17 protein-coding genes are annotated in these 23927 nt (G+C 47.6%); 7 read left to right on the top strand and 10 right to left on the bottom strand.

Annotation, left to right across the window (positions count from 1 at the left end; translation table 11 throughout):
* Positions 1 to 49: 49 nt before the first annotated feature.
* The 4 genes from DW826_RS07895 to DW826_RS07880 form a co-directional block, all read right to left on the bottom strand.
* A complete protein-coding gene (locus DW826_RS07895) occupies positions 50 to 1201 on the bottom strand; it encodes an acyl-CoA dehydrogenase (protein WP_117470188.1) in 1152 nt (383 codons plus the stop codon).
* A 346-nt stretch (positions 1202 to 1547) separates the two neighbouring features.
* Positions 1548 to 2387, bottom strand: a complete 840-nt coding sequence (locus DW826_RS07890) for a 3-hydroxyacyl-CoA dehydrogenase NAD-binding domain-containing protein (RefSeq protein WP_021905470.1) — start codon at positions 2385 to 2387, stop codon at positions 1548 to 1550.
* Positions 2388 to 2426: 39 nt separating this feature from the next.
* A complete protein-coding gene (locus tag DW826_RS07885) occupies positions 2427 to 3203 on the bottom strand; it encodes an enoyl-CoA hydratase-related protein (RefSeq protein ID WP_117470187.1) in 777 nt (258 codons plus the stop codon).
* 41 nt (positions 3204 to 3244) lie between these two features.
* Complete coding sequence (locus tag DW826_RS07880; RefSeq protein WP_117470186.1) at positions 3245 to 4429, bottom strand: acetyl-CoA C-acetyltransferase; 1185 nt, start codon at positions 4427 to 4429, stop codon at positions 3245 to 3247.
* Between the two features lie 481 nt (positions 4430 to 4910).
* Here DW826_RS07880 and DW826_RS07875 point away from each other — a divergent pair, with 481 nt between their 5' ends.
* Positions 4911 to 6254: a butyryl-CoA:acetate CoA-transferase gene (locus DW826_RS07875; protein WP_117470185.1), complete on the top strand. Its 1344-nt coding sequence runs from the start codon at positions 4911 to 4913 to the stop codon at positions 6252 to 6254.
* Between the two features lie 60 nt (positions 6255 to 6314).
* Here DW826_RS07875 and DW826_RS07870 read toward each other — a convergent pair whose 3' ends face one another.
* The 5 genes from DW826_RS07870 to DW826_RS07850 all read right to left on the bottom strand — a co-directional run bounded on the left by DW826_RS07870 (position 6315) and on the right by DW826_RS07850 (position 13854).
* Positions 6315 to 7220, bottom strand: coding sequence for a LysR family transcriptional regulator (locus DW826_RS07870; protein ID WP_117470184.1), 906 nt, complete (start codon positions 7218 to 7220; stop codon positions 6315 to 6317).
* Between the two features lie 525 nt (positions 7221 to 7745).
* Entirely contained in the window at positions 7746 to 9119 is a 1374-nt protein-coding gene (gene argH / locus DW826_RS07865) for an argininosuccinate lyase (protein ID WP_117552461.1), read from the bottom strand.
* A complete protein-coding gene (locus DW826_RS07860; RefSeq protein WP_117552460.1) occupies positions 9116 to 11878 on the bottom strand; it encodes a YfhO family protein in 2763 nt (920 codons plus the stop codon). Before DW826_RS07860 ends, argH begins: the two co-directional genes overlap by 4 nt.
* Before the next feature lie 57 nt (positions 11879 to 11935).
* On the bottom strand, positions 11936 to 12409 hold the full coding sequence (locus DW826_RS07855) for a GtrA family protein (RefSeq protein WP_158553000.1): 474 nt from the start codon (positions 12407 to 12409) through the stop codon (positions 11936 to 11938).
* Between the two features lie 164 nt (positions 12410 to 12573).
* Complete coding sequence (locus tag DW826_RS07850; protein ID WP_015553791.1) at positions 12574 to 13854, bottom strand: aminotransferase class I/II-fold pyridoxal phosphate-dependent enzyme; 1281 nt, start codon at positions 13852 to 13854, stop codon at positions 12574 to 12576.
* A 251-nt stretch (positions 13855 to 14105) separates the two neighbouring features.
* On the opposite strand from DW826_RS07850, the gene DW826_RS07845 reads away from it, so the two are divergent.
* The 3 genes from DW826_RS07845 to gltS all read left to right on the top strand — a co-directional run bounded on the left by DW826_RS07845 (position 14106) and on the right by gltS (position 17650).
* Positions 14106 to 15404, top strand: coding sequence for an ATP-binding protein (locus tag DW826_RS07845; RefSeq protein ID WP_015553792.1), 1299 nt, complete (start codon positions 14106 to 14108; stop codon positions 15402 to 15404).
* Positions 15401 to 16243 carry a response regulator gene (locus DW826_RS07840; protein ID WP_117470180.1) on the top strand — a complete coding sequence of 281 codons (843 nt, stop codon included), beginning with the start codon at positions 15401 to 15403 and terminating at the stop codon, positions 16241 to 16243. The genes DW826_RS07845 and DW826_RS07840 overlap by 4 nt, the downstream gene beginning before the upstream one ends.
* Before the next feature lie 216 nt (positions 16244 to 16459).
* On the top strand, positions 16460 to 17650 hold the full coding sequence (gltS, locus tag DW826_RS07835; protein WP_015553794.1) for a sodium/glutamate symporter: 1191 nt from the start codon (positions 16460 to 16462) through the stop codon (positions 17648 to 17650).
* A gap of 136 nt (positions 17651 to 17786) precedes the next feature.
* Here gltS and DW826_RS07830 read toward each other — a convergent pair whose 3' ends face one another.
* A complete protein-coding gene (locus DW826_RS07830) occupies positions 17787 to 18677 on the bottom strand; it encodes a LysR family transcriptional regulator (protein ID WP_117503191.1) in 891 nt (296 codons plus the stop codon).
* A gap of 243 nt (positions 18678 to 18920) precedes the next feature.
* On the opposite strand from DW826_RS07830, the gene DW826_RS07825 reads away from it, so the two are divergent.
* From DW826_RS07825 to DW826_RS07815, 3 genes are all read left to right on the top strand, one after another.
* Positions 18921 to 20276, top strand: coding sequence for an MATE family efflux transporter (locus DW826_RS07825; protein ID WP_117503190.1), 1356 nt, complete (start codon positions 18921 to 18923; stop codon positions 20274 to 20276).
* A 178-nt stretch (positions 20277 to 20454) separates the two neighbouring features.
* Positions 20455 to 21981, top strand: a complete 1527-nt coding sequence (locus DW826_RS07820; protein WP_117470177.1) for a BCCT family transporter — start codon at positions 20455 to 20457, stop codon at positions 21979 to 21981.
* Between the two features lie 237 nt (positions 21982 to 22218).
* Entirely contained in the window at positions 22219 to 23634 is a 1416-nt protein-coding gene (locus tag DW826_RS07815) for a cell wall-binding protein (RefSeq protein WP_117470176.1), read from the top strand.
* Positions 23635 to 23927 lie beyond the last annotated feature (293 nt).

Below are 23927 nucleotides of genomic sequence, written 5' to 3'. Positions count from 1 at the left end.
TTCACTCCTTATTTTCATTTATAGTTATGATCTTCCAGCTGTTAAATTATTATTTTAACAGTGCGCCGGAGATAACCATTCTCTGAACTTCACTTGTTCCTTCGTAGATCTCGGTGATCTTAGCATCACGCATCATACGCTCTACGTCGTACTCTCTGATGTAACCATAACCACCATGGAGCTGAACAGCCTTTGTTGTTACTTCCATAGCAACCTCTGCTGCATACAGTTTAGCCATTGCTGCCTCTACGCCGTAGGACTTCTGAGTAGCCTTAGCCATTGCTGCACGGTAAACCATCATCTGAGCAGCTTTTACCTTTGTTGCCATATCAGCAAGCTGGAACTGTGTGTTCTGGAACTGACCGATTGTGCGGCCGAACTGCTTTCTCTCTTTTACGTAAGCAACTGTTCTGTCAAGGGCGCCCTCTGCAAGACCAAGAGCCTGAGCAGCGATACCGATACGTCCGCCGTCAAGAGTATGCATAGCGATCTTGAAGCCCTCACCCTTCTTACCTAAGAGGTTGTCCTTCGGGATGCGGCAGTCTGTGAAAATAAGTTCATATGTTGCAGATCCGCGGATACCCATCTTCTTCTCTTTTGTACCAAAAGTGAAGCCCGGTGTACCTTTCTCTACGATAAATGCGGAGATCTCTTTCTGCATTTTGCCACGTTTCTCAACTGTGCCTGTAACAGCGATAACGATGTATGTATCAGCATACTTACCGTTCGTGATGAAGCACTTGGAACCGTTTAATACCCACTCGTCGCCGTCTAAAACTGCCTTTGTCTGCTGACCCTGAGCGTCTGTACCAGCGCCCGGCTCAGTTAAACCGAATGCGCCTAACTTCTCGCCTTTTGCAAGCGGAACAAGGAATTTCTGCTTCTGCTCTTCTGTTCCGAATGTCATGATCGGATCCATGCAAAGGGATGTATGTGCGGAAACGATAACGCCTGTAGTACCGCAAACTTTGGAAAGCTCCTCAACGCACATAGCGTATGTAAGCGGATCACAGCCCTGTCCACCATACTCCTTCGGTACCGGAATACCGAGGAAACCGTTTTTAGCCATCTTCTCTACGGTTTCAACCGGGAATCTCTCTTCCTCGTCAACCTCCTGAGCAAGGGGTTTGACTTCCTTCTCGGCGAAATCGTGGAACAGTGTTCTCGCCATCTCATGCTCTTTACCTAATGTAAAATCCATGTTTTTAGTTCCTCCTTGTGAATTGTATCATGTATAACATAGGGAAATGTGGATGCTTCATTTCTCCGATGTACCTATCCATTGGACAAACGTGGTTTCCGCCCGCGTTTATCCTGTCCCGCATTTTGCGGATTCAAAATTCCCGGCATATAACCCAACATATATGCCCAGAATTCCGATTGTGAAAAAAAACACAATCTTAGTTAAAAAATAAATTTAGCGTTTTCTTTACCTCATAAACCTGCTTTCGCTGATATTTAGTGGAAAAAGTAAACGCTATCGGGTTATCTGCCTGACGGGATCAGATCCCCGTCAGGCATTTCCCATACCGGTAACTATCTCCGGATTATTTTGTGTAATCGTAGAAACCCTTGCCGGTCTTTCTTCCAAGAAGGCCGCCGCGAACCATCTTCTTAAGAAGCGGATGCGGACGATACTTCGGATCGCCTGTCTCTGTCTCAAGAACATTCATGATTGCAAGAACAACATCAAGACCAATCAGATCACCGAGAGCTAACGGTCCCATCGGATGGTTAGCGCCAAGCTTCATGGCAGTATCGATACCCTCTACGGAAGCAACGCCCTCAGCATAAATGCCGACTGCTTCGTTGACCATCGGAATAAGGATTCTGTTTACAACGAAACCTGCAGCCTCTTCTACCTGTACCGGAGTCTTGCCGATCTCTTCAGAGATCTTCTTAACAGCTTCAACATCTTCCGGCTTTGTGTTTAAGCCAGCGATAACCTCAACCAGCTTCATAACCGGTGCCGGGTTGAAGAAATGCATACCGATTACATGTCTCTCAACAGCGCTGCCGATCTCTGTAATGGAAAGAGAGGAAGTGTTTGTTGCAAAGATGCAGCTCGGTTTGCAGATCGCGTCGAGCTCTTTAAATGTCTGCTTTTTGATCTCCATGTTCTCGATCGCAGCCTCTACAACGAGGTCACAATCGCCGCAGATATCTTTCACACCAGTTGTGATCTTGTTAAGGATCTTGTCAGCCTCTTCCTGAGTCATTTTGCCTTTTGCGATTCTCTTCTCGAATCCAGCGGCAATCTTCTTCTTTCCGTTCGCTGCAAATGTTTCATTGATGTCGCAGAGCATTACCTCATAGCCTTCAGTCTGTGCGAATGCCTGTGCAATACCGGAACCCATGGTTCCTGCGCCGATAATACCAACTTTCATGATTTTATCTCCTTATATATGCAACAATGTTATGTAATCTTATCGATTTTTGAAGCCGTCCACTTTTCTCTTCTCGAGGAACGCCTTCATTCCTTCCTTCTGATCCTCAGTCTCAAAGCACTCGGAGAAATATTTCTCTTCGATAGAGATTGCGTGGTCAAGGTCGGAAAGGTAACCATCTGTCAGGGACTCCTTGGAATTTCTGACAGCGATCGGTGCGTTGGAGGCGATCTTCTTTGCCAGCTTCATAACTGTCGGAATAAGCTCTTCCTTCGCACATACACCGTTTACAAGGCCGATCCGGTATGCCTCGTCAGCTTTGATATTGACAGCGGCATATACCATTTCCTTTGCCTTTCCGGTTCCGATCAGTCTTGCGAGACGCTGGGTTCCGCCGAATCCCGGAGTAATACCAAGACCAACCTCCGGCTGTCCGAATATAGCGTTTTCGGAGCAGTAACGGATATCGCAGCTCATTGCAAGCTCATTTCCACCGCCAAGTGCAAAGCCGTTGACAGCAGCGATCGACGGGATCGGAAGTGTCTCCAGCTTACGGAAAACATCGTTTCCAGCTTTACTGAATTCACGTGCTTCCTGTACAGTCATCGTGCTCATTGCAGCAATGTCCGCACCGGCAACAAAGGATTTCTCACCTGCGCCGGTCACAACCAGCACTCTTGTTGTACCAAGATCAATGCTGTCAAGAACAGCATCAAGGTCCTGAATAACCTCTGTATTTAACGCATTTAAAGCCTCCGGACGGTTGATGGTGATAACACCAACAAAACCGTCCTGCTCATATTTTACAAAACCCATATCGTTGTTCTCCTCAGATTTTGTCTATGCCCCAGATCAGATTAGTCTCTCTCTACGATTGTAGCACAGCCCATTCCGCCGCCGATGCAAAGAGTTGCAAGACCCTTCTTAGCATCTGCCTTCTCCATCTCATGAAGAAGTGTAACGAGAATACGGCATCCGGAAGCTCCTACCGGGTGTCCGAGAGCGATCGCGCCGCCGTTCGGGTTTAACTTGTTAAGGTCAAAGCCAAGCTCTTTGCCTACTGCTACAGACTGTGCAGCGAATGCCTCGTTAGCCTCGATGATATCGAAGTCTTTGATCTCCATGCCTGTTCTCTTGAGAACTTTTCTTGTAGCTGCAACCGGTCCGATACCCATGATCTTCGGATCTACGCCGCCGAGAGCACCGGCAACCCATGTAGCCATCGGCTTAACACCGAGCTCTTTAGCTTTCTCTTCGCTCATAACAACAACTGCTGCTGCACCGTCGTTGATTCCTGAAGAGTTACCAGCTGTAACTAAGCCGCCGTCTTTCTTGAATGCCGGTTTTAACTTGCCGAGTGTCTCAACCGTTGTTCCGTGACGCGGGCCTTCATCTGTATCTACGATAACTGTCTCTTTTTTCTTCTTAACTTCTACCGGAACGATCTCGTCCTTGAATGCGCCGGACTTCTGAGCAGCCTCTGCCTTCTGCTGGCTTACTGCAGCGAACTTGTCCAGTTCTTCTCTTGTAAGACCCCACTGATCGCAGATGTTCTCAGCTGTGATACCCATGTGGTAGTTGTTGAATGCATCCCAGAGAGCATCGTTAACCATTGTATCAACTAAGGTAGCATTGCCCATACGGTATCCGTAACGGCCTTTCATCATAGCATACGGAGCCATGGACATGTTCTCCATACCACCTGCAACAACGATATCAGCGTCACCGGAAAGGATCATCTCAGCTGCCATGTTAACAGCCTCAAGACCGGAACCGCAAACTACGTTGATCGTAACTGCCGGAACTTCGATCGGGAGACCAGCTTTTAATGTAGCCTGACGAGCTACGTTCTGTCCCTGACCAGCCTGGATTACACAACCCATGTAAACCTGATCAACAGCTTCCGGAGCTACACCAGCTCTCTTTAAAGCCTCTTTAATTACGATTGCGCCAAGTTCCGGAGCCGGGATTGTACTTAATTCGCCACCCATTGTTCCGATTGCGGTACGGCATGCACCTGCCAGTACAATTTTCTTTGCCATTTTCTTTTCCTCCTCATTATACCGCTGCCATGCTCTACACCATATAATTTTTCACAAGCAAGGCAGTATATTATGTATAACTAATAATATCACCAAACCGTTTTTGTGTCAAATAATTCTCAAAAGCTTTTTATATAATTTTTCTAAACAAATTAGAAAGTTTCCTTATCCTTTCGTACAAAAGTTACTTTTTTGCTTTGATGCGGTGTTTTGGCGCTTCGTCATGTTTTGCGAACATTTACGAAGCTTTTTCCCGGAATTATTGACCTTACACCCGGAAAATGTTAAAATAATCTCATAGTCTGTCCGTGCGGCGGTCTATATGGAAACAAGTGCTGCGGATCCGTTTGCATAAGCCTTTCCATATGTGCCGGCATAGGGCGAGCGCCCTGTGCTTCCTGCTTTCGTGTCAACGAAAACAGAAAACTCGCGCGATATATTGCTACTATATTTTTATGGTTACAAAGAGAGGGTATTGAAAATGGATTTCAAACAGATGTATCAGGAAAAGCTGGTTTCCGCAGAGAAGGCAGCTTCTGTAATCAAGTCCGGTGACTGGGTCGATTATGGCTGGACAACAGCGACACCGGTTGCTGTCGACAAGGCGATTGCGAAAAGACTTCCGGAATTAACAGACGTAAACTTCCGCGGCGGTATCTTAATGTGGGTGCCGGAGATCTTCAAGATTGAGAATCCGGCAGAACATATGACCTGGAACTCCTGGCATATGGGCGGTATCGAGAGAAAAGCGATCGCGCAGGGCTTCAGCTACTATGCTCCGATCCGTTACTCTGAGCTTCCAAGATATTACAGAGAATCCCAGACTAAGCCGGACGTAGCTGTATTCCAGGTTTCCCCGATGGACGAGCACGGTTTCTTCAATTTCGGACCGAACGCTTCCCATATGGCGGCTGTCTGCGAGACTTCCAAGGTCGTTATCGTGGAAGTGAACGAGAATATGCCGGTATGCTTCGGCGGCACTGAAGAGGGCGTTCATATCTCTCACGTTGACATGATCGTGGAAGGTGACAACCCGGCGATCGCTGAGATGGGCGGCGCTGCTGCTGCAAGCGATGTCGATGAGGCTGTCGCAAAGCTGATCCTTGAGGAGATCCCGGACGGCGCATGCTTACAGCTTGGTATCGGTGGAATGCCGAACGCGGTCGGCGCTCTGATCGCGAAATCTGACTTAAAGGATCTCGGCGTTCATACTGAGATGTATGTTGACGCATTCGTGGATATCGCAAACGCCGGAAAGATCACTGGCGCAAGAAAGAATATCGACAAAGGCCGTCAGGTATACGCATTCGGCGCAGGTACAAAGAAATTATATGACTATTTAAATAAGAACCCGGAGTGTATGTCCGCACCGGTAGACTACACGAACGATGTCCGCACGATCTCTGCTCTTGACAACTTCATGTCCATCAATAACGCTGTTGACCTTGACCTCTTCGGTCAGGTAAACGCAGAGTCCGCAGGAATCAAGCACATCAGCGGAGCCGGCGGACAGCTCGACTTCGTTCTGGGCGCTTACCTTTCCAGGGGCGGAAAGAGCTTCATCTGCTGCTCCTCCACTTTCAAGAAGAAGGACGGCACCTTAGAGTCCAGAATCGTTCCGACTCTGGCTCCTGGCTCCATCGTAACCGATACCCGTGCGAATATCCACTATCTCGTTACTGAGTACGGTAAAGTAAACTTAAAAGGTCTCTCCACATGGCAGAAGACCGAAGCGATCATCTCCGTAGCGCACCCGCAGTTCCGCGACCAGCTGATCGCAGAGGCTGAGAAGATGCATATCTGGAGAGCAAGCAACAAGCGCTGATCATAAATAAAATGCACAACAGGGGCTGTCAATGGCAGCCCCTGTTGTTGTATAATATGATCATGCATTCAGGATCGGATCCATCAATGTGATCCCCTTTTCATTTGCAAGCTTCCGTCTGCATATTTCCAGAAGAGGCTTCTGATATGGGGACTGGTCCTCCGTCCGGTACAGATAGTAGAGCGTTCTGCTTGGCGGCTCCACATCGAGTTCATGGATCGATACCGGCGTCGTCTTTAAGATGCTTTTTGCGACAGAGATCGGAAGAAACGCCCAGTTATCACCGTTCTGGGTGAAATACTGTAAAAATCCCATCTCATCCAGATAAACCTGTGGAACTGCCGCGCTGTTGAAATAATAGTTATGCCAGGTGTCAAAATTCTGATCCCACTGTGTCCGGATTTCCCGGCGCGGATCCAGCTCTGAGACTTTGATGTTGTGGGGAAGATTCAGATCTTTTCCCACTATCAGGCACAGTTTTTCCTTAAATAATACCTCCGTCTTTACCTGTGACGAATACATCGGATCCGTGATAAAGGCGATGTCCACCGTCTTGTTGTTTACATAGCTGTAAGCTTCACTCGAATGAAGTGTCGTCACATGGAGGCTGCATTCCGGCGTATTCCTTATAAATTCCTGAAACACCGTTGGCAGCATGAATGCAAGGAGGCTTCCGACACTGGCCACATAAAAACTCTTCTCATTGCTCAGCAATGCTTCCTCCTGAGTCTCATTCCAAAGTGCCTGCCAGCGGTGTGCAATTCCAACAAAGGCTCTCCCCTGTCTTGTCAGCTCCACATGACGGACTCCTTTATTCCGGATAAACAGGGAATAGCCCAGTTCTTCCTCCAGTGCGCGGATCCGACGGCCGAGAGCCGGCTGTGTGATATATAATTTTTCTGCCGCCGCAGAAAAGCTTCCGCACTGGGCGATCTTCAAAAACGCTTCAATTTCAAGAAACGTCATGTTCGATTCTCCTTTCTGTGCCGCAACACCAACATGTTCGATATCTTTTTTGCGTGAGCATCTTCATTTCATGCTGTTTCGTTCCAAAATGTTAATATTTATATTTATTATATCAAAACAGGGACGCTTTTACAATTCTATCAAACCATCTTACGATTTTGGGCACAAACGGTATTTTGCGCCCTATATGCCTGGACGTTCCAAAATATTAAGTTTTATTAATATTTAATATTATAATTTGTCACTTTTTATTTACTCATAACCATTTTACTTTCCTGACAAACCATGTTATAATACTCTAATGGAAGGAAGAGCCGCACCAACTCTTCCCGAAACTTTCTTCTCATTATATTATAACGCGATATTTAAAACGCACAGCCGCCTTGGAACGATATTTGGGGTATCGTCCTTGGCGGCTGTGTTCGTTATTCTGATTTGTTGACATTGCAGAAAAAGGCTCTCAAACCACTGAGAAAATGTAAACATTTTTCAGTGGTCCGAAAGCCTTTTTCTGCAATGTCAACTTTAAGCGTTCAGTTCTTTCTTATAAACCTCAATGACTTTCTTCATCGCCTCCGCACCCGGAGCGCCGATGGTCACGCGTTTCTCCACGCATGTCTTCATGGAGATCGCATCGTAAATATCTTCCTCGAATACCGGGCTGATGGACTTGAACTGCTCCAGAGTCAGGTCATCCAATGCCTTGTTCTCGTTGATGCAGAGAAGCACCAGCTGTCCGATGATCCCGTGGGCATCACGGAACGGAACGCCGTGGTTTACAAGGTAGTCCGCAGCATCTGTGGCATTCGTAAAGCCGTTCTTTGCGCTGGCTTCCATCACATCTTTGCGGAATGTCATCGTAGATACCATACCTGTGAAGAGTAAGAGGCAGCCTTTTACGGTGTCGATGGCATCAAAGGTCAGCTCTTTGTCTTCCTGAAGGTCCTTATCGTATGCCAGCGGGATTCCCTTCATGACTGTCAGCATGGACATCAGGGCACCATAGACACGGCCGGCCTTTCCACGGATCAGCTCCGCGATATCCGGATTCTTTTTCTGCGGCATAATGCTGCTTCCGGTGCTGTAAGAATCATCCATCTCAACAAAACGGTACTCGTTACTGTTCCAGATGATGATCTCCTCGGAGAAACGGCTTAAATGCATGGCGATCGTGGAGAGCGCTGCCAGAAGCTCAATGAGGTAATCCCGGTCGGATACGGAATCCATGCTGTTTAAGGTCGGTCCGTCAAAGTCTAAAAGCTCTGCTGTGTACTCGCGGTCTAACGGGTACGTGGTTCCTGCAAGGGCACCGGATCCTAACGGGCAGTAATTCATACGCTTTCTGATATCTGCAAGACGTCCCCTGTCACGGCGGAACATCTCGTAGTAAGCGCCTACATGGTGAGCCAGAGTTACCGGCTGTGCTTTCTGAAGGTGGGTAAATCCCGGCATGTAGGTGTGGAGATTGTCCTCCATAAGCTTTAAGAGAACTTCCAGAAGTCCCTTTAACAGGGCATCTGTCTCATCGATCTCGTCTCTTGTGTAGAGCTTCATATCGAGAGCGACCTGATCATTTCTGCTTCGCCCGGTGTGGAGTCTCTTTCCGGCATCTCCGATCCGTTCGATCAGGTTCGCCTCAACGAAGGAATGGATATCCTCGGATTCCGTTGTGATTTTTAAGGTTCCGTTGTCGATATCTTCACGAATACTCTTTAAGCCGGCAATGATCGCGTCACGGTCTTCCTCTGTGAGGATCCCCTGTTTCGCGAGCATCGTCACATGGGCGATGCTGCCTGCGATATCCTGTCTGTAAAATTTCTGATCGAAGGAGATGGATTCATTAAAATTGTGCACTAACTGGTTCTCTTCCTTCGTAAATCTTCCGCCCCAAAGTTTCATGTCTGTTCCTCCGTTGTCTGTTTTTCATGATTTATATGTTTCTCCGGTTCCGGCATGTCGGGAATTTCGGAATCCGGTTCCTCCATTTCATCTGAGCTCTCTTCCGTTTCTTCATCGAGCTCCGGAATTTCTTCAAATTCATCTTCATCCGCATGTTCTTCTTCTTCTTCTTCTGCTTCCCGTTGCATTCTCCGGATCCTGAGCATCCGCGCTCTATCTCTCCGCCTCTCCATCTCTCTGCGCAAAAACCATAAAAAGATCAGGATCACGATCGATCCGCCTGTGATCAGGACGCCGGGCTTTAATCCCTCCGGGAAATAAGAAAAATCGATCACATGGTCCCCTGCGCCCACATCGATGGCGAGGAATGCGCCGAACGCTTTCCTCGTCTCCACCTTCTGCCCGTCTACCTTCACAGTCCAGCCCTTATCGAAGGGGATCGATGTGAAGAGCATTCCAGCCCGGTCAGCAGTTACAGTTCCGGAAAGCTTCGTATCCTTCCAGCTCGTCAGATGCATCGGCATCCGGTTCAGACGGTCATAGACCTGAATCATGGCATCCTCGGAGAACCGATAGGCAATGGCATTCAACTGCTCCCCCGCCTCATCTGCCGTGAGCTTCACTTCATATCCCGGAGACAGGGTTCCGAGTTCCAGAAGATATCCGCGGTCTACATTGCCAAATGACTTTGAACCCGACGGCAGATCCGCTTTCACGTTCTTCACCTTCTTATTCAGAACGAACACATAGTATTCCCCGGTCATATCCGGTGTGAAGGTGAACGTATTTTTATTCACTGTTCCGCCTGTATCTACAAGAACTTCGTCTGCCCCTGTGACCAGACACAGATCATTCTGTACTTCCGCGGGATTATCCATCTCATACTGCCAGTTCTCCTCAATATCCGAAGGAAGAACAAAGCCTAGCGGCAGTGTATACAGGTTCTCATAGAGATATGTCCCGCCGCTCTCCCTCAAATACATCATAAGCTCCGTGTTGGACACTGCATCGGAATAGAGCGCATATTTTACGGAAAAGATGCTGTCCACAAGCGGTGTGCTGCCCGTGATGCTGTAGGCGTTCGTGGAGGACTCGCATCCAAGCTTCTTAAAGATCTTCGAAAGATCCGCGTTTGCCGTTGAGGAGAACAGGGATACCGACGGGAAATTCATCCATGCGCCGTCGTTTTTCGTCTTCCTCGTCTTTTTCTCCACCCGGTAGAAATCCGATGCCGGTTCCAGAGAATCCTTCAAGATCCGGGCCTCTTCGTTATCCGCAGTGTAGGATTCACGGCTCGTGGTCGTGACACTCGTCACGGTTGTATTGATGGCTGCCTCCATGGAGACCAGCGCCAGTGCCAGAAAGCCGGCTAAGGCCCGCCTTCCTCCTTTATAAATGTAGATCAGTCCCGCGTAAGCCGCAAGGAAGATGATAGACACATAGTAGACAATAAAGTGGAAATGTTCCTGTGTCACCAGCTTTTCTGCCAGAAGTACAAAACAGATGCTTCCCCAGAACGCGACAGCAACATACTTTTTCGGTGTCTCATCCAGATGCGCATAAGCCCGGAAGCAGATAAACAGCATCAGGAAGATATAGATGAAGGACTGTCGGCATGGAAGGCTGTTCGGATAGTGGAATCCATGCCAGATAAAATTCAGCACATTCATGGAAAAGCTTGCAAAAAAGAGCAGCAGCAGTCCGCAGTACACAGCCTTTTCCTTCACGGAGATCTTCTTACATGCCAGATACAGCAAAAAGAAGAGAAATACCGCGACGCCGCAGTAAATATTCGGCCAATGGTCCAGACCGATCTCCGTCTCCACATTTCCGATATGGCGGGCGATCATGTCGAAGATCGGGAAATAGGAAGTCCACGCCTTTGGGAAATCAAAGTTGCCGGATGCCGTGCTCTGGAGCGCACAGATCTCCGGCAGCAGAACTCCCGCCGCGAGTCCGCCGGAAAGCAGGGAGTAGATTCCAAATCTCACGCAGCTCTCCACGTATTTTCTCACCGGACCCGGCTCTTCTAAAATAAGAAGCGCGATGAAATAAAGCACCAGAAACAGGCAGGTCATGATGGAGATATAGTAGTTGGACAGGATGGAAAGCCCAAGGGTCACGCAGTAAAGCATTCCCTTCTGCTCCCTCACAAGACGCTCCAGTCCGTAAACGATCAGCGGGAAGAGGAGAATGCAGTCCAGCCACATGATGTTCCAGCTGTACGCCGCCATATATCCGGACAACGCATAAAAAATCCCGAAAAATCCGACACCCAGAATACAGTTTTTACTGTGCTGCTTTAAATACCAGGCAAAGCTGAGTCCCGAAAGTCCGATCTTTATGACGATCATGATCGTCATGAATTCGATGATGAATTTTTTCGGGCAGAGCAGGATCAGCCAGTTTAAAGGGCTTGCGAGATAATATGCGTAAAGCGCCGCAAAATTAACACCCATTCCCACATCCCAGCTGTACAGAAGACTTCCGCCTGTCCGCAGCTTATGCTGGAATTCTGAGAAGAACGGGGCGTACTGATGATACATGTCCGTCCTCAGAAAGCACCTCTCGCCGAACGGGAAGATCCCTCTCTGGGCAAATATGCAGATCATAACGAGTACCGGGACAAAAAACGCGATCATAAGACCGTCTCTCGACTTTAACACCGGCACCGTTCGTCGTTTCTTCTTACGCGCTTCCGGGATTCTTTCTGGTATTTCTTCCCGGACTGCATCATCAATTTCTTTTATTTCTGTCATACCGTAAAACTCCTCCGTCTACGCAAAAGGTATTTCGCACTCCAAGATCTGATCCGGTCATTTCTTTTTGTCATTCGTAAAAATCAGGATCTTGCTAAACACATAATTCAGTATCACGACCACGACTGAGATCAGAAGCTTGCAGAGAAAGAACTCCATCTTCATGAGATCCACCATAACAAACAGTGCCGCGAGATTAAACAGGAAGGTCGCTACCCGGCAGAGAACAAATGAAACAAATTCTCTCCATACCTTCCCCGGATTCAGCGTATGGCTCTCAAACACCCACCACTTATTCGTCACAAAAGCGAACAGCACCGCAGCCACCCACGCAATGGTCTGAGCAGGAACCGGATCCATCTTCCATATATAATATAGAAGATTTGAGATCGCATAGTCGATCACTGTTGTCAGGACACCGAAGATCAGGTAAGCGATCCCCTCGCGGGCCAGACCGGACTTTCTCTTTCCTGTCTCCTGCTCCGCCGGATCATCCGGTTTCTTTTTCTGATTTATATCTTTTTCTTCCATAAATAATTCCATCCCTCTATCTTTCTCGATAGTCTTTTTCATTTTAGTATACCAACGCAAAAAAGTAAAGGACTGACAGCCGGTAATTCGGCTGTCAGTCCCTCTTTTTTTACGATCATTTCAGTTTTTATTTCTCCGGCAGCCTGTCTGCCGTTTTTCCCACTTTATTCAGCAAGAAGCTTGTCGATACTTACAAGTTTTACGCATACACAGAAAATCTCAGCTGCAAGCTTCAGATCTTCCAGTGTCGGGAAGGACGGAGCAATACGGATATTGGAGTCATGCGGATCCTTGCCGTATGGGTAGGTTGCACCTGCGCCTGTCATAACAACACCGGCATCCTTACACTTTGCAACGATCGCCTTCGCGCATCCATCAAGAGAATCGAAAGAAACGAAATATCCTCCGTTCGGTTTTGTCCACTTACCGATCTCAAGTCCGGCGAGCTCCTTATTTAAGATCTCGTCAACCGCCTCGAATTTCGGGCAGAGGATCGCGGCATGTTTTGCCATCTGAGCCTTGATTCCATCAAGGTTCTTGAAGAAGCGCACATGACGGAGCTGGTTGATCTTATCATGGCTGATAAACTGTACGTTCATCTGTTTCTTCATATCTTCGATATTCGCCTTGGATGTAGCGATTGCGGAGATAGCGGAGCCCGGGAATGTGATCTTCGCTGTGGAACCGATCTTATATACCATATCCGGATTTCCGGCTTTTGCACACTCGGAGAGGATATCAAGGATATGATCCGGATGATCCGGGTGTAAATGATGTACGCAGTAAGCGTTATCCCAGATGATTCTGAAGTCTTTTGCTGCCGGCTTTAAGTTTGCGAATCTCTTTACTGTTTCGTCGGAATAAGACTGTCCGGACGGGTTCGAATAAAGCGGAACGCACCAGATGCCTTTTACGGTCTCATCGTTATTTACATATTTTTCAACAAGATCCATATCCGGACCATCAGCTGTCATCGGAATATTGATCATTTCGATACCGAAGTACTGGGTGATCGCAAAGTGTCTGTCATATCCCGGAACCGGGCAGAGGAATTTTACTTTGTCGAGTTTGCACCACGGAGTGCTTCCGCAAACACCATGTGTCCAGGCACGGCTTACCGTATCAAACATCAATGTCAGGCTGGCATTTCCGTACATAACGATATTTTCAGCCGGAGCATCCATCATAGCTCCCATCAGCTCTTTTGCTTCCTGAATACCGGTCAGGATTCCATAGTTTCTTACATCGCCGTCAGCGGAGATATAGTCGCTGGAGCTGTTTAAGACATCCATCATCGGAAGGGAAAGGTCGAGCTGCTCCTTACATGGCTTGCCACGTGCCATATTCAGGCTTAAATTTTTTCCCTGATACTCTTTGTACACAGCCTCAAGCTGCTCCTTTAAAGATGCAAGTTCTTCCTTTGACATTTCGCGGTATGGTTTCATGTCAGTATCCTCCTCATTTTTTCGTTTTTTACAGCACCGAAAACCCCTTACGGTGTCTGTCCCCTATGACTATATTATAATCGAAGACCGAAAATCTTACAACACAAAAAATAAAGTTTCGCCCTATTTTTCTCACAATTTTGAGCCTTCTTACAAAAATATCTTAACCCTCGCTCCGTTGACTTTTTTTTAACAATAACGTATCATTATATTATTGATTTTTATCGAACAGCCACAGAGGGGGATGCCGAATGATAAATGAAAATAAGAGCGTCAGGGATCTGAAACGCATGGTTCTGATCGGAGCGATCGTCGCCCTCGTATCCCAGCTCTACTGGAATCTTTTTGTATATAATTTCCGTATCTCTTCTTCCGTTATCGTGCTCCCGGTCCTCTTAATGACGCTGGGAAAAAATCTTTCCACGACGATGACCTGTTCGGTAACTGCAGTGATCGTTTTTCTGTTCCGACTGATTGCAGCGGTAAACGGTGGTGCTGATCTCATAACATCCGCGGAAAATTTATTTCCAAACGCGGTCTTCTATTTCTGCTACGGGATCATCTTTAACGCCATGATCCCCGGAAAACATACCGTGTCCTTCAGCCGGTTATTTCCGGCGGTCTTTTTTGCAGATTTTGGATCGAATCTGGTGGAACTCTGTATCTCAGAGAGCTCACTCCACACTATGACACCGGAAAAGGCCGGATACCTTCTCCTGATCGCCCTGTTCCGGACTTTCCTCACAAGCCTGATCTTAATGGCGGAAAGTCACTACCGGACTCTTTTAAAAAACGAAGAGCACGAGAACCGTTACCGCCGCTTGTTCTTAATGACTACAGGCTTAAAGAATGAGATCTACTTCATGCGGAAGAATTCCGAGGAGATCGAATCCGTCATGGCGAACGCCTATAAGCTCTACGAGAAGTTAAACGAGATGGACGTGCCGGATGATATGAAGCACATGTCACTCTCCATCGCGCGGGATGTCCACGAGATCAAGAAAGACTATATCCGGATCATTCAGGGAATTGAGGAGGAGATCTCCGAGGAATACGATGAGAAACGGATGAGCTTTCAGGATATCTTAAAGATCCTTGAAGACACCACCTACCATATGCTGGAGGCGAAAAATGTCCATATCCAGCTGGAGTTCCGATGCTCGGACAACTTTATGACCGAGGAGCACTACGAACTCATGGCCGTGTTAAAAAATCTTGTCAACAATGCCATTGAGGCCATCGAATCCGACCGGAAGATCGGCACGATCTGCATCGAAGAGCACCTTCGTAACGGGAACTACATCTTCTGTGTCACAGATGACGGACCGGGAATCTCACCGCGCCATCTGCCGAACATTTTTAAAATGGGATATTCAACGAAATTTGACCATAAGACCGGAAATATCTTCCGCGGTGTCGGCCTTTATGGGGTAAAAATGACCGTGGAGGAACAGTTTAAGGGAACCATCGAAGTGAGATCGGAGCAGGGCAGCGGAACTGCCTTTACCGTTGTGATTCCGGCGGCTTCCCTTGTGGAGGAAGAATTATGAGAATCTATATAGTAGAAGACGACCTGTCCGTCATCAACATTTTAGAAGACATCATCGAGACACAGGGACTCGGAGAAATCTGCGGCGATTGCGGCGGAGAGCCGGCAAACCTGTCCGACGTGCTGCGGGCAAAGCCTGATGTTGTCCTCGTCGACTTTTTCATGCCGGTAAAGGACGGCGTTGAATTTGTAAAGGAGCTGCGGGCTGTGAACACCACGGTCAAATGTATTATGATCTCCCAGGTGTCCGCCAAGGAGCTGATCAGCAAGGCCTACAGCGCCGGGATCGACTTCTTTATCAGCAAGCCGATCAACCTGATCGAGGTCCGTTCCGTATTAAAAAATGTGGAACAGCAGATCACAAATGAACACACTCTGGCGAATATCCGCCGGATGTTCATGAATGAGATCGACCATATGCCAAAGGGAACGAAGCCGGAATCAGATGACTACGGCAGGAAATTAAAATACATCTTAAACCGCGTCGGCATGTCCGGAGAAAAAGGATGTCCGGATATCATAAAGATCTGCGAATATCTTCACGAGAATCATATTCCTGTATCCAATTTAAGTGTGTCGCAGATGTGCGAGGCGGTCAGTGATTCCCCGAAAAATATGGAGCAGCGGATCCGCCGTACCATCGCAGCCGGAATGTCCAATATCGCCCATATGGGAATCGAGGATTTCATGAACGAGACCTACACCCTGTACTCCGGAACCCTGTTCTCCTTTGAGGATGTGAAGGCGGAGATGGACTATCTCAGAGGAAAGCGCTCCTCAGGAGGGAAGGTCAGCATCAAAAAGTTTATTGACGGACTGATGCTGGAAGCAGAGCGCTAAAACATATTAATTTCTATACGCCGGAATATCTTTTTTCGGCGTATTTTTTGTGGGTTCAGAACTTTTCACATGTTTTCAACTATTACATGTAGAAATCTTGTTAAGAATTTACAATTTTTTGTTAAGTAATTTTTGTAACTTTTTGTAACTTTATGATTTTTTTTGAAGGAACATTCTTATACTCTGACCATAAAAGGTATGGAGGTATAAAAAACTATGTTACAAATTGAACTTAACATGTATCAGGCAGTCGCAGTTGCTGCTCTCGTTCTGCTTCTTGGACGTTTCCTTGTAAGCAAGATCCCATTCTTAACAAAATACTGTATTCCTGAGCCGGTTGTCGGCGGCGTTGTTTACGCAGTTGTTCACCTGATTTTAAGATCCGCAGGAATCCTCGAAATCTCTTTCGACAACACTTTACAGTCCTTCTTCATGACTGTATTCTTCTGTAGTGTTGGTTACACCGCATGTTTCCGTCTCTTAAAGAAGGGCGGCGTTCAGGTACTCTTATTCCTGTTAGTTTCCATTATCATGGTTGCTCTTCAGAATGGCCTTGGCGCTGTACTTGCCGGTGCTTTCCATCTCGACCCGAGACTTGGTCTTGCGGTTGGTTCCATCCCGATGGTCGGCGGACATGGTACCGCAGGTGCATTCGGACCGGTTCTTGAGGAAGCTGGTGTTGCAGGCGCTAACGCGGTTGCGATCGCATCCGCAACCTTCGGTCTTGTTGCCGGCTGTATGATCGGCGGACCGCTCGCTTACCGTCGTATCCATTCCCTGAACTTAAAGTCCACAGAGACTGCTACCGGCAGTGATGAGGTTACAGTTGATAAGAACGAAGTTACCGGCGCGATCGATTCCAGAAGATTCCTGGACAGCGCATTATACCTTGCAATCGCAATCGGTGCCGGCACGATCGTTTCTTTATTCCTTAACAAGTTAATGACATTCCCGAGCTACATCGGAGCAATGGTTGTTGCTGCTATCATCCGTAACATTGTTGACGCAACCCACAAAGATATGCCGATGGAAGAGATCAGCACGATCGGAAGCTTCTCTCTTTCCTTATTCCTTGGTCTCGCAATGATGGGATTAAAGTTATGGCAGCTTGCAGAGCTTGCACTTCCGATGATCGTAATGCTTGCGGCACAGACAGTTCTCATGGCAATCTTCGCTTACTTCGTAGTATTCAACCTTCTCGGAAAGAACTACGACGCAGCCGTTATGACATCCGGCTTCTGTGGATTTGGTATGGGCGCTACACCGAACGCTATGGCAAACATGCAGGCGATCACCGCAAAGTATGGTCCGGCTCCGACCGCATACTTCGTAGTGCCGTTAGTAGGAAGTCTGTTCATCGATTTCTTCAATGCACTTATTATTACGACATTTATGAACTTCCTGTAAGATCCAATTTGGGATCATAGATTGTAACTCTTGAAAAAGGGCCCGCACCGGAATCCTGGGGTATGTTCCGGTGTCCGGGCTCTTTTTCCTGTCTGAAATTTAATTGTAAATTTTTCTGAACGACCAGAATCTCTCTTTATCTTCCTGAAAACAGTTCTATCCCATCGATCATCTGCAGTTCTTCTCTCACACACTGAAAAAATCTTCGGATCTGATCATCCATCCGATTCTCTTTTGTGAGTCCATAGATCGTCATGTCCTCCGGTCCGCCTTCCATCGGACAGATCCACACGTCTTGTCTCTTGAATCGCCTTGCAACAAGAAGCGGGATCACCGCCCATTTTTTTCCATTCAGAAAGTATTCCAGAAATTCCATCTTATCCGCTGTGAGACTCGGATTTGCATCCAGCGGAAACCATCGGCTGTGCCAGATATCATATTCCGGATTCCACGGCAGCCGGATCTGTTCTTCCGGATCCAGCATATCCGGAGTCACTCGCCCCGTTTCTCTCCAGCTCTCACCACCGGCAAACACGAACGGCTCCCTGAACACCGGGAACGGAACTATTCTTCTGGAATTTAAAAGATCCGAGACCAGAGCCACATCAACACTTCCATTTTCCACATACCCATAAATATCAGAAGAACGCCCCGTCTTAAATTCAATGCTGCAGGTGTCCCGAGCGGACATCATTTCTTTCAATACAGCCGGCATCAGATAAAAAGCAATGCTGTTCACTGTGCTGACCCGCAGAAGCGGACTTTTCTTTCTTCTCGGTATCTCCTCCGCCTCCCTGTAAAGTGTCAACAGGCGTTCCGCGACCGGAACGAATTCTTTTCCATTCTCTGTAAGTTCCACGCTTCTCTGACCGCGTCCACGCTCAAAAAGGCTGTATCCCAGTTCCTCTTCCATCGATTTCATTCTGCGGCTCATAGCCGGCTGTGTGATAAAAAGCCGTTCTGCCGCTGCTGAGATACTGCCATACTGGAGAACTGCCAGGAATGCCTCCAACTCTGTTTTTGTCATAATGATCTCCGTTTTCTCCGATTTTCTTTACTGCAAATATTTTATCCTGTTCAAAATATATCATTTTGATTATATTTTACTTTTTAATTATTCATTTTTCAATTAATATTTTCTGTGATACACTGATTTCTGTGAAGGTACTGAACCATCAGATTTCGCACCAGCCGGAGCAGCGCATAGAATTTGGAGTACGCAGTGCGGAACATCCGGTATCAGAAGATTATATTTCAGGAGTACATAACCATGAACCAGACCTCTTTACTTTCCGGCAATATCCGACAGCAGATCTTAACCCTCGCCGTTCCACTGCTGCTTGGAAACATTTTACAACAGCTTTACAACACTGCCGACTCACTGATCGTGGGCAGATTTCTCGGCACCAACGCCTTTGCCTCTGTGGGAATCTCCGGCAGTCTTATGAACCTTTTTATCTTCATCCTCGACGGCTTCTGCGCCGGGATCACGGTAATCCTCGGTCAGTTCTACGGAAGCGGTGACAGAAAAAAATACCGCGAGGAAGTCTTCACCGCTCTTCTTCTCGGCATGATCATCGCCCTTATCATCAGCGGTGTGTGTACCGTCTTTCTGGATCCGATCTTAAACCTGATCCACACCCCGGACGAACTCATTCCTTACGCTGAATCCTACCTTTTCATTATCCTCGCAGGGCTTCCTTTTACCTGTCTTTATAACCTTTTATCCGGAATCCTGCGGTCTATCGGCAACACCAGAGTTGCCCTGTCTTTTCTCGCCGCCGCCATCACAGTGAACATCGCTCTGGACTTTCTCTTTATCGGCATTCTGAGACTTGGAACCGGCGGTGCTGCCGCGGCCACGATCCTGTCACAGTTTTTCTCCGCAATCTGCTGTTTTCTGTATCTGCGGGATACTTATCCGGGACTGCTCTGCCGCAGAGAAGATATTGGTGCTCATAAGGATCTTATGATCCACACTCTGCGCTACGGTCTCATCTCGGCGCTTCAGGCCTCCAGCCTGTATATCGGAAAGATTCTTGTTCAGGGCAGTGTCAATACACTCGGAACACCGGGAATCGCTGCCTATACGGCAGCGACCCGCATTGAGGGATTCGCGAATTCCTTCGGTGACAGCGGAGGAAATGCGGTCTCCGTCATGGTCTCCCAGAATCTTGGGGCTGGAAATCATGACCGGGTGAAAAAAAGTCTATTTTGGGGGCTGATGTTAAACTGGACGGTCTGTGTGGTGATCTCCCTTTTCATGTTCTTTGGTTCCAATCCTGCACTCCGGCTGTTTTTGAGTTCTTCAGACGAGCTGGCTCTCTATTACGGAAACAGTTATATAAGACTGATCTCTGTTTTCTATATATTCTGCTTTACAGGAAGTGCTTACATGGGATACTTTAAAGGACAGGGTTACATGGTCATCGCCTTCTGCGGAACAACCCTACACATTATTTTCCGTGCGATCTGTTCCGCCATCATGATCGGAAAGATGGGGCTCACCGCGGTTGCTCTCTTTTCCGGTCTCGGCTGGATACTCTGTGTGACATTCCTGACGATCAATTTTATCCGAATCGCAGGGAAAAACGCAAACATTCCATTCTCCCATGATCCGAACTGACGCCGGGTCCTTGTTCCCGTGCAGGGAGGCGGGCAAATTCTGAACTGAAAGGGTTGTATAATACAGTGGCCGTGGCAGAATCGTATCATTTCCCCTTGCATTCTCCCTCCTACAGTGCTATAATGTTCAATATCTTGATAAATATTTAATTTTTGAACATCGTAGGAGGTTTCAAATTATGAGTTCCAAAAATTCCGAAACACCATTAAAAGACCGGATCGACTGGGTCACTGTGATCGTACCGTTTCTTGCAATCCTGGCGCTCTGTGTCTGCTTCATCCTGATGCCGGATGCATCAAAGAGCGTTCTCGACACGATCCGTTTTATCCTTGGCGATACCTTCGGCCTGTTCTATCTTGCCGTCGGTCTCTTTGTCTTCCTGCTATCCCTGTATCTGGCATTTTCCAGATTCGGTACGATCCGCCTCGGGAAACCGGATGAAAAGCCAAAATATCCCCTCTTCGTCTGGGCGAGCATGATGTTCACCTCCGGACTCGCAGCCGATATCCTGTTTTACTCCTTCTGTGAATGGATCCTTTACGCGAACGATCCGCATATCGCAGAGCTCGGTTCCATGCAGACCTGGTCCAGCACCTACCCGTTGTTCCACTGGGGTCCGATCCCGTGGGCATTCTATCTGGTACTCGCCGTCTCCTTCGGCTTTATGCTTCATGTGAGAGGCTGTCATAAGCAGAAATATTCAGAAGCCTGCCGCGCGCTGCTCGGAAACAAGGTAGATGGGATTTCCGGAAAGCTCATCGACCTTCTGGCGCTCTTTGCGCTCCTCGCAGGAACCACAACGACATTTGCACTGGCGACTCCGTTGATGTCCCAGGTACTGACGACCCTGTTCCACCTTCCATCCTCCAAATGGATAACGATCGCGATCTTAGGCGTCACCTGCGTCTTCTACACATATGCCCTGCTCCACGGCATGAAGGGGATCTCCCTTCTTGCAAAGTCCTGCATGTATCTGTTCTTTGCCCTGCTCGCATATGTGCTGTTCCTCGGCGGTGAGACACGGTATATTCTGGAGACAGGCTTTGCGGCTGTCGGAAATCTTGCTCAGAATTTCCTCGGCCTCGCAACCTTCACAGACCCGCAGCGGACCACTTCCTTCCCGCAGACATGGACGATCTTCTACTGGGCCTACTGGATGGTGTGGTGCGTGGCATCTCCGTTCTTTATCGGATCCATCTCCCGCGGAAGAACGGTGCGGCAGACGATCCTCGGCGGATATGCCTGCTGCGTCAGCGCCACCTGCCTGAGCTTCATTATTTTAGGAAACTACAGCCTCGGACTCCAGGTGAGCGGAAAACTTGACGTGATGGCGATCTACGCCGCCGGAAATGATCTCTACACAACGATCATCTCCATCATCCAGACACTGCCGCTTGCGCCACTTGTCCTTGTGCTTCTGATCGTTGCCATGGTAGCCTTCTACGCCACCAGCTTCGACTCCATCGCCCTTGTGGCTTCCTCCTACACCTACCGCCAGATCACAGGCGATGAGGAGCCCCACAACGCCGTAAAGGCCTTCTGGGCGATCATGCTGATCCTGCTGCCAATGGCGCTTGTATTTTCCGACAGCTCCATGGCGAACCTGCAGAGCGTGTCCATCATCGCGGCGTTCCCGGTAGCGTTCGTGATCCTGCTGATCATCGCCAGCTTCTTAAAGGACGCGTCGGATTACCTGAAATCATAAAATAGGAGCTACGAAACGTACGGATCGATCACTTTCATCATAAAGTTTGATCCGTACGTTTTTCTTAAACAATTTGTAATTCCCCTGCCACACATTTACCACAAGTTGAAGGGAAAATACCATTGTCATAAATCGGAATTCTGGTATAATAGAATATGTAAACAATTTGAGAATTTTCAGCAGCCGTGAAAACAACGATCTGGCTGCTGTTACAATTTCTATGAGGAGGAAAATTAAATGAGAAAGAAAAATTTCTGCCTGGCAGTACTTTCCGCATCCGCAGTTCTCGCTCTGGGTGCTTCATTCAGTTCTTTTGCTGCTTGGAAGTCCGTAAACAGCGAATGGGTCTACACTGATAATAATGGCAACAACGTGACAAGCGCGTGGAGATCTGACAACGGCGAGTCTTACTATCTCGGCTCTGACGGATATATGGTCCGCAACACACTTCTTGAGGACAACGGAAACTACTACTACTTAAGAAACGGCGGCCAGATGTTAAAGAACGGCTGGCGTTTCCTTGAAAACCCGAGTTGGCAGGGTGACGATAAAGTCGGCGACGCAAGCTGGTACTACTTCGACAATAATGGACGTGCGCTCCGCACAACAGGCGATACTGTAAAGATCGCTGATATCGGCGGAAAGAAGTTCGCGTTTGATATGTATGGAAGAATGCTCACAGGCTGGATCACAGCTGCCGGTGAGAATATCTCCGATGATTCCGACTGGGCAACAGCTACATACTACGGTGACTCGGAAGGCGACGGAAGTCTCGTTACAAACGCCTGGGTATACATCAGCGTTAAGGACGATGACAACGAGGACGATAACGAGCCGACTTACCACTTCTACTTTGCTTCCAACGGTAAGAAGACCGTCAGCACAGAGAAGACCATCGGCAATGTAAAATACACCTTCGATGACAGAGGTGTTGCTCAGGATTCCTGGGTACACAACAGCGACAAGGGTACTTGGAAATATTACGGTGATGAAGAGGAACCGAAGCTTCATACCGGTTGGTTCCAGGCTGTTCCGTCTAAAGAGTTAAACAGCAATGACCATGAAAATGGTACGACTCATTGGTATTATGCAAACTCCAAGGGCGAGATCACTATTCCTACTGCCGACGGCGAAGTTGGAGTTGCTAAAACAATCGATGGAAAATCCTACTTATTCAACGAGGACGGAGAGATGCTCACGGGATTAAGAATTCTTACATACGATGGTTCTAAAATCACCAAGATTTCTTCTGAAGTTGATTCCATCGATACCATCAAAAATATGGATTCCGACACCAAAAAATTATTATACCTTTCCGACAGTGGCGCTGCAAAAACAGGTACAACTACCATCAGCCTTGATGGTTCCACATATACCTTCAGCTTTAAGTCTAATGGTTCTCCAAGAGGTGTCGGCGAAACCGGTATCTCAGACGGATATATCTATATGAACGGTTTACGTCTGACAGCTGATGAGGATACAAAGTACCAAGCCGTTACATACAAGGATCAGGAATACCTTATCAACGAAAACGGTACGATCCAGAAAAATAAAAAGAACATAAAAGACGCTGACGATTACTATTATTGCACAGATAGTAAGGGTGTTTTACGCCATGAGCGGAGCACTGAGAAGTGTACGATTAAGCATTAACCTTCCACCTAAATACACCGCAGATGTTGACAATATGTTTTTAGTATTTACTATAAGCTTCTACAATCTGCAATTGAGGGCATCTTCACTGACTTGGCGAAGGTGCCTTTTCTTTTTCTACATATTGCAATTTCCTGTCAACAAAATTTTCTCTTCCTGCACCTTTACCATTTCACCTCTCCCTGCCTGATTTTCCTCTTCTTCTTGACACACCTCCGCCACAGATTCCTCAAGGTTTCACCACAAAGTATTCACAGCTTAATCACATTTCACTGATATACTTATTTTATCAA

This window comes from Clostridium sp. AM34-11AC (assembly GCF_003435375.1).
GTDB classification, from domain to species: domain Bacteria; phylum Bacillota; class Clostridia; order Lachnospirales; family Lachnospiraceae; genus Pilosibacter; species Pilosibacter fragilis.
Note: the sequence above shows the minus strand (reverse complement) of the source record. Positions and strands in the feature narration are given on the sequence as shown.

Excerpts from the sequence above, each read along its gene's own strand:
- DW826_RS07895 (WP_117470188.1), bottom strand. The coding sequence starts at position 1,201 with ATGGATTTTACATTAGGTAAAGAGCATGAGATGGCGAGAACACTGTTC.
- DW826_RS07890 (WP_021905470.1), bottom strand. The coding sequence starts at position 2,387 with ATGAAAGTTGGTATTATCGGCGCAGGAACCATGGGTTCCGGTATTGCA.
- DW826_RS07885 (WP_117470187.1), bottom strand. The coding sequence starts at position 3,203 with ATGGGTTTTGTAAAATATGAGCAGGACGGTTTTGTTGGTGTTATCACC.
- DW826_RS07880 (WP_117470186.1), bottom strand. The coding sequence starts at position 4,429 with ATGGCAAAGAAAATTGTACTGGCAGGTGCATGCCGTACCGCAATCGGA.
- DW826_RS07875 (WP_117470185.1), top strand. The coding sequence starts at position 4,911 with ATGGATTTCAAACAGATGTATCAGGAAAAGCTGGTTTCCGCAGAGAAG.
- DW826_RS07870 (WP_117470184.1), bottom strand. The coding sequence starts at position 7,220 with ATGACGTTTCTTGAAATTGAAGCGTTTTTGAAGATCGCCCAGTGCGGA.
- argH (WP_117552461.1), bottom strand. The coding sequence starts at position 9,119 with ATGAAACTTTGGGGCGGAAGATTTACGAAGGAAGAGAACCAGTTAGTG.
- DW826_RS07860 (WP_117552460.1), bottom strand. The coding sequence starts at position 11,878 with ATGACAGAAATAAAAGAAATTGATGATGCAGTCCGGGAAGAAATACCA.
- DW826_RS07855 (WP_158553000.1), bottom strand. The coding sequence starts at position 12,409 with ATGGAAGAAAAAGATATAAATCAGAAAAAGAAACCGGATGATCCGGCG.
- DW826_RS07850 (WP_015553791.1), bottom strand. The coding sequence starts at position 13,854 with ATGAAACCATACCGCGAAATGTCAAAGGAAGAACTTGCATCTTTAAAG.
- DW826_RS07845 (WP_015553792.1), top strand. The coding sequence starts at position 14,106 with ATGATAAATGAAAATAAGAGCGTCAGGGATCTGAAACGCATGGTTCTG.
- DW826_RS07840 (WP_117470180.1), top strand. The coding sequence starts at position 15,401 with ATGAGAATCTATATAGTAGAAGACGACCTGTCCGTCATCAACATTTTA.
- gltS (WP_015553794.1), top strand. The coding sequence starts at position 16,460 with ATGTTACAAATTGAACTTAACATGTATCAGGCAGTCGCAGTTGCTGCT.
- DW826_RS07830 (WP_117503191.1), bottom strand. The coding sequence starts at position 18,677 with ATGACAAAAACAGAGTTGGAGGCATTCCTGGCAGTTCTCCAGTATGGC.
- DW826_RS07825 (WP_117503190.1), top strand. The coding sequence starts at position 18,921 with ATGAACCAGACCTCTTTACTTTCCGGCAATATCCGACAGCAGATCTTA.
- DW826_RS07820 (WP_117470177.1), top strand. The coding sequence starts at position 20,455 with ATGAGTTCCAAAAATTCCGAAACACCATTAAAAGACCGGATCGACTGG.
- DW826_RS07815 (WP_117470176.1), top strand. The coding sequence starts at position 22,219 with ATGAGAAAGAAAAATTTCTGCCTGGCAGTACTTTCCGCATCCGCAGTT.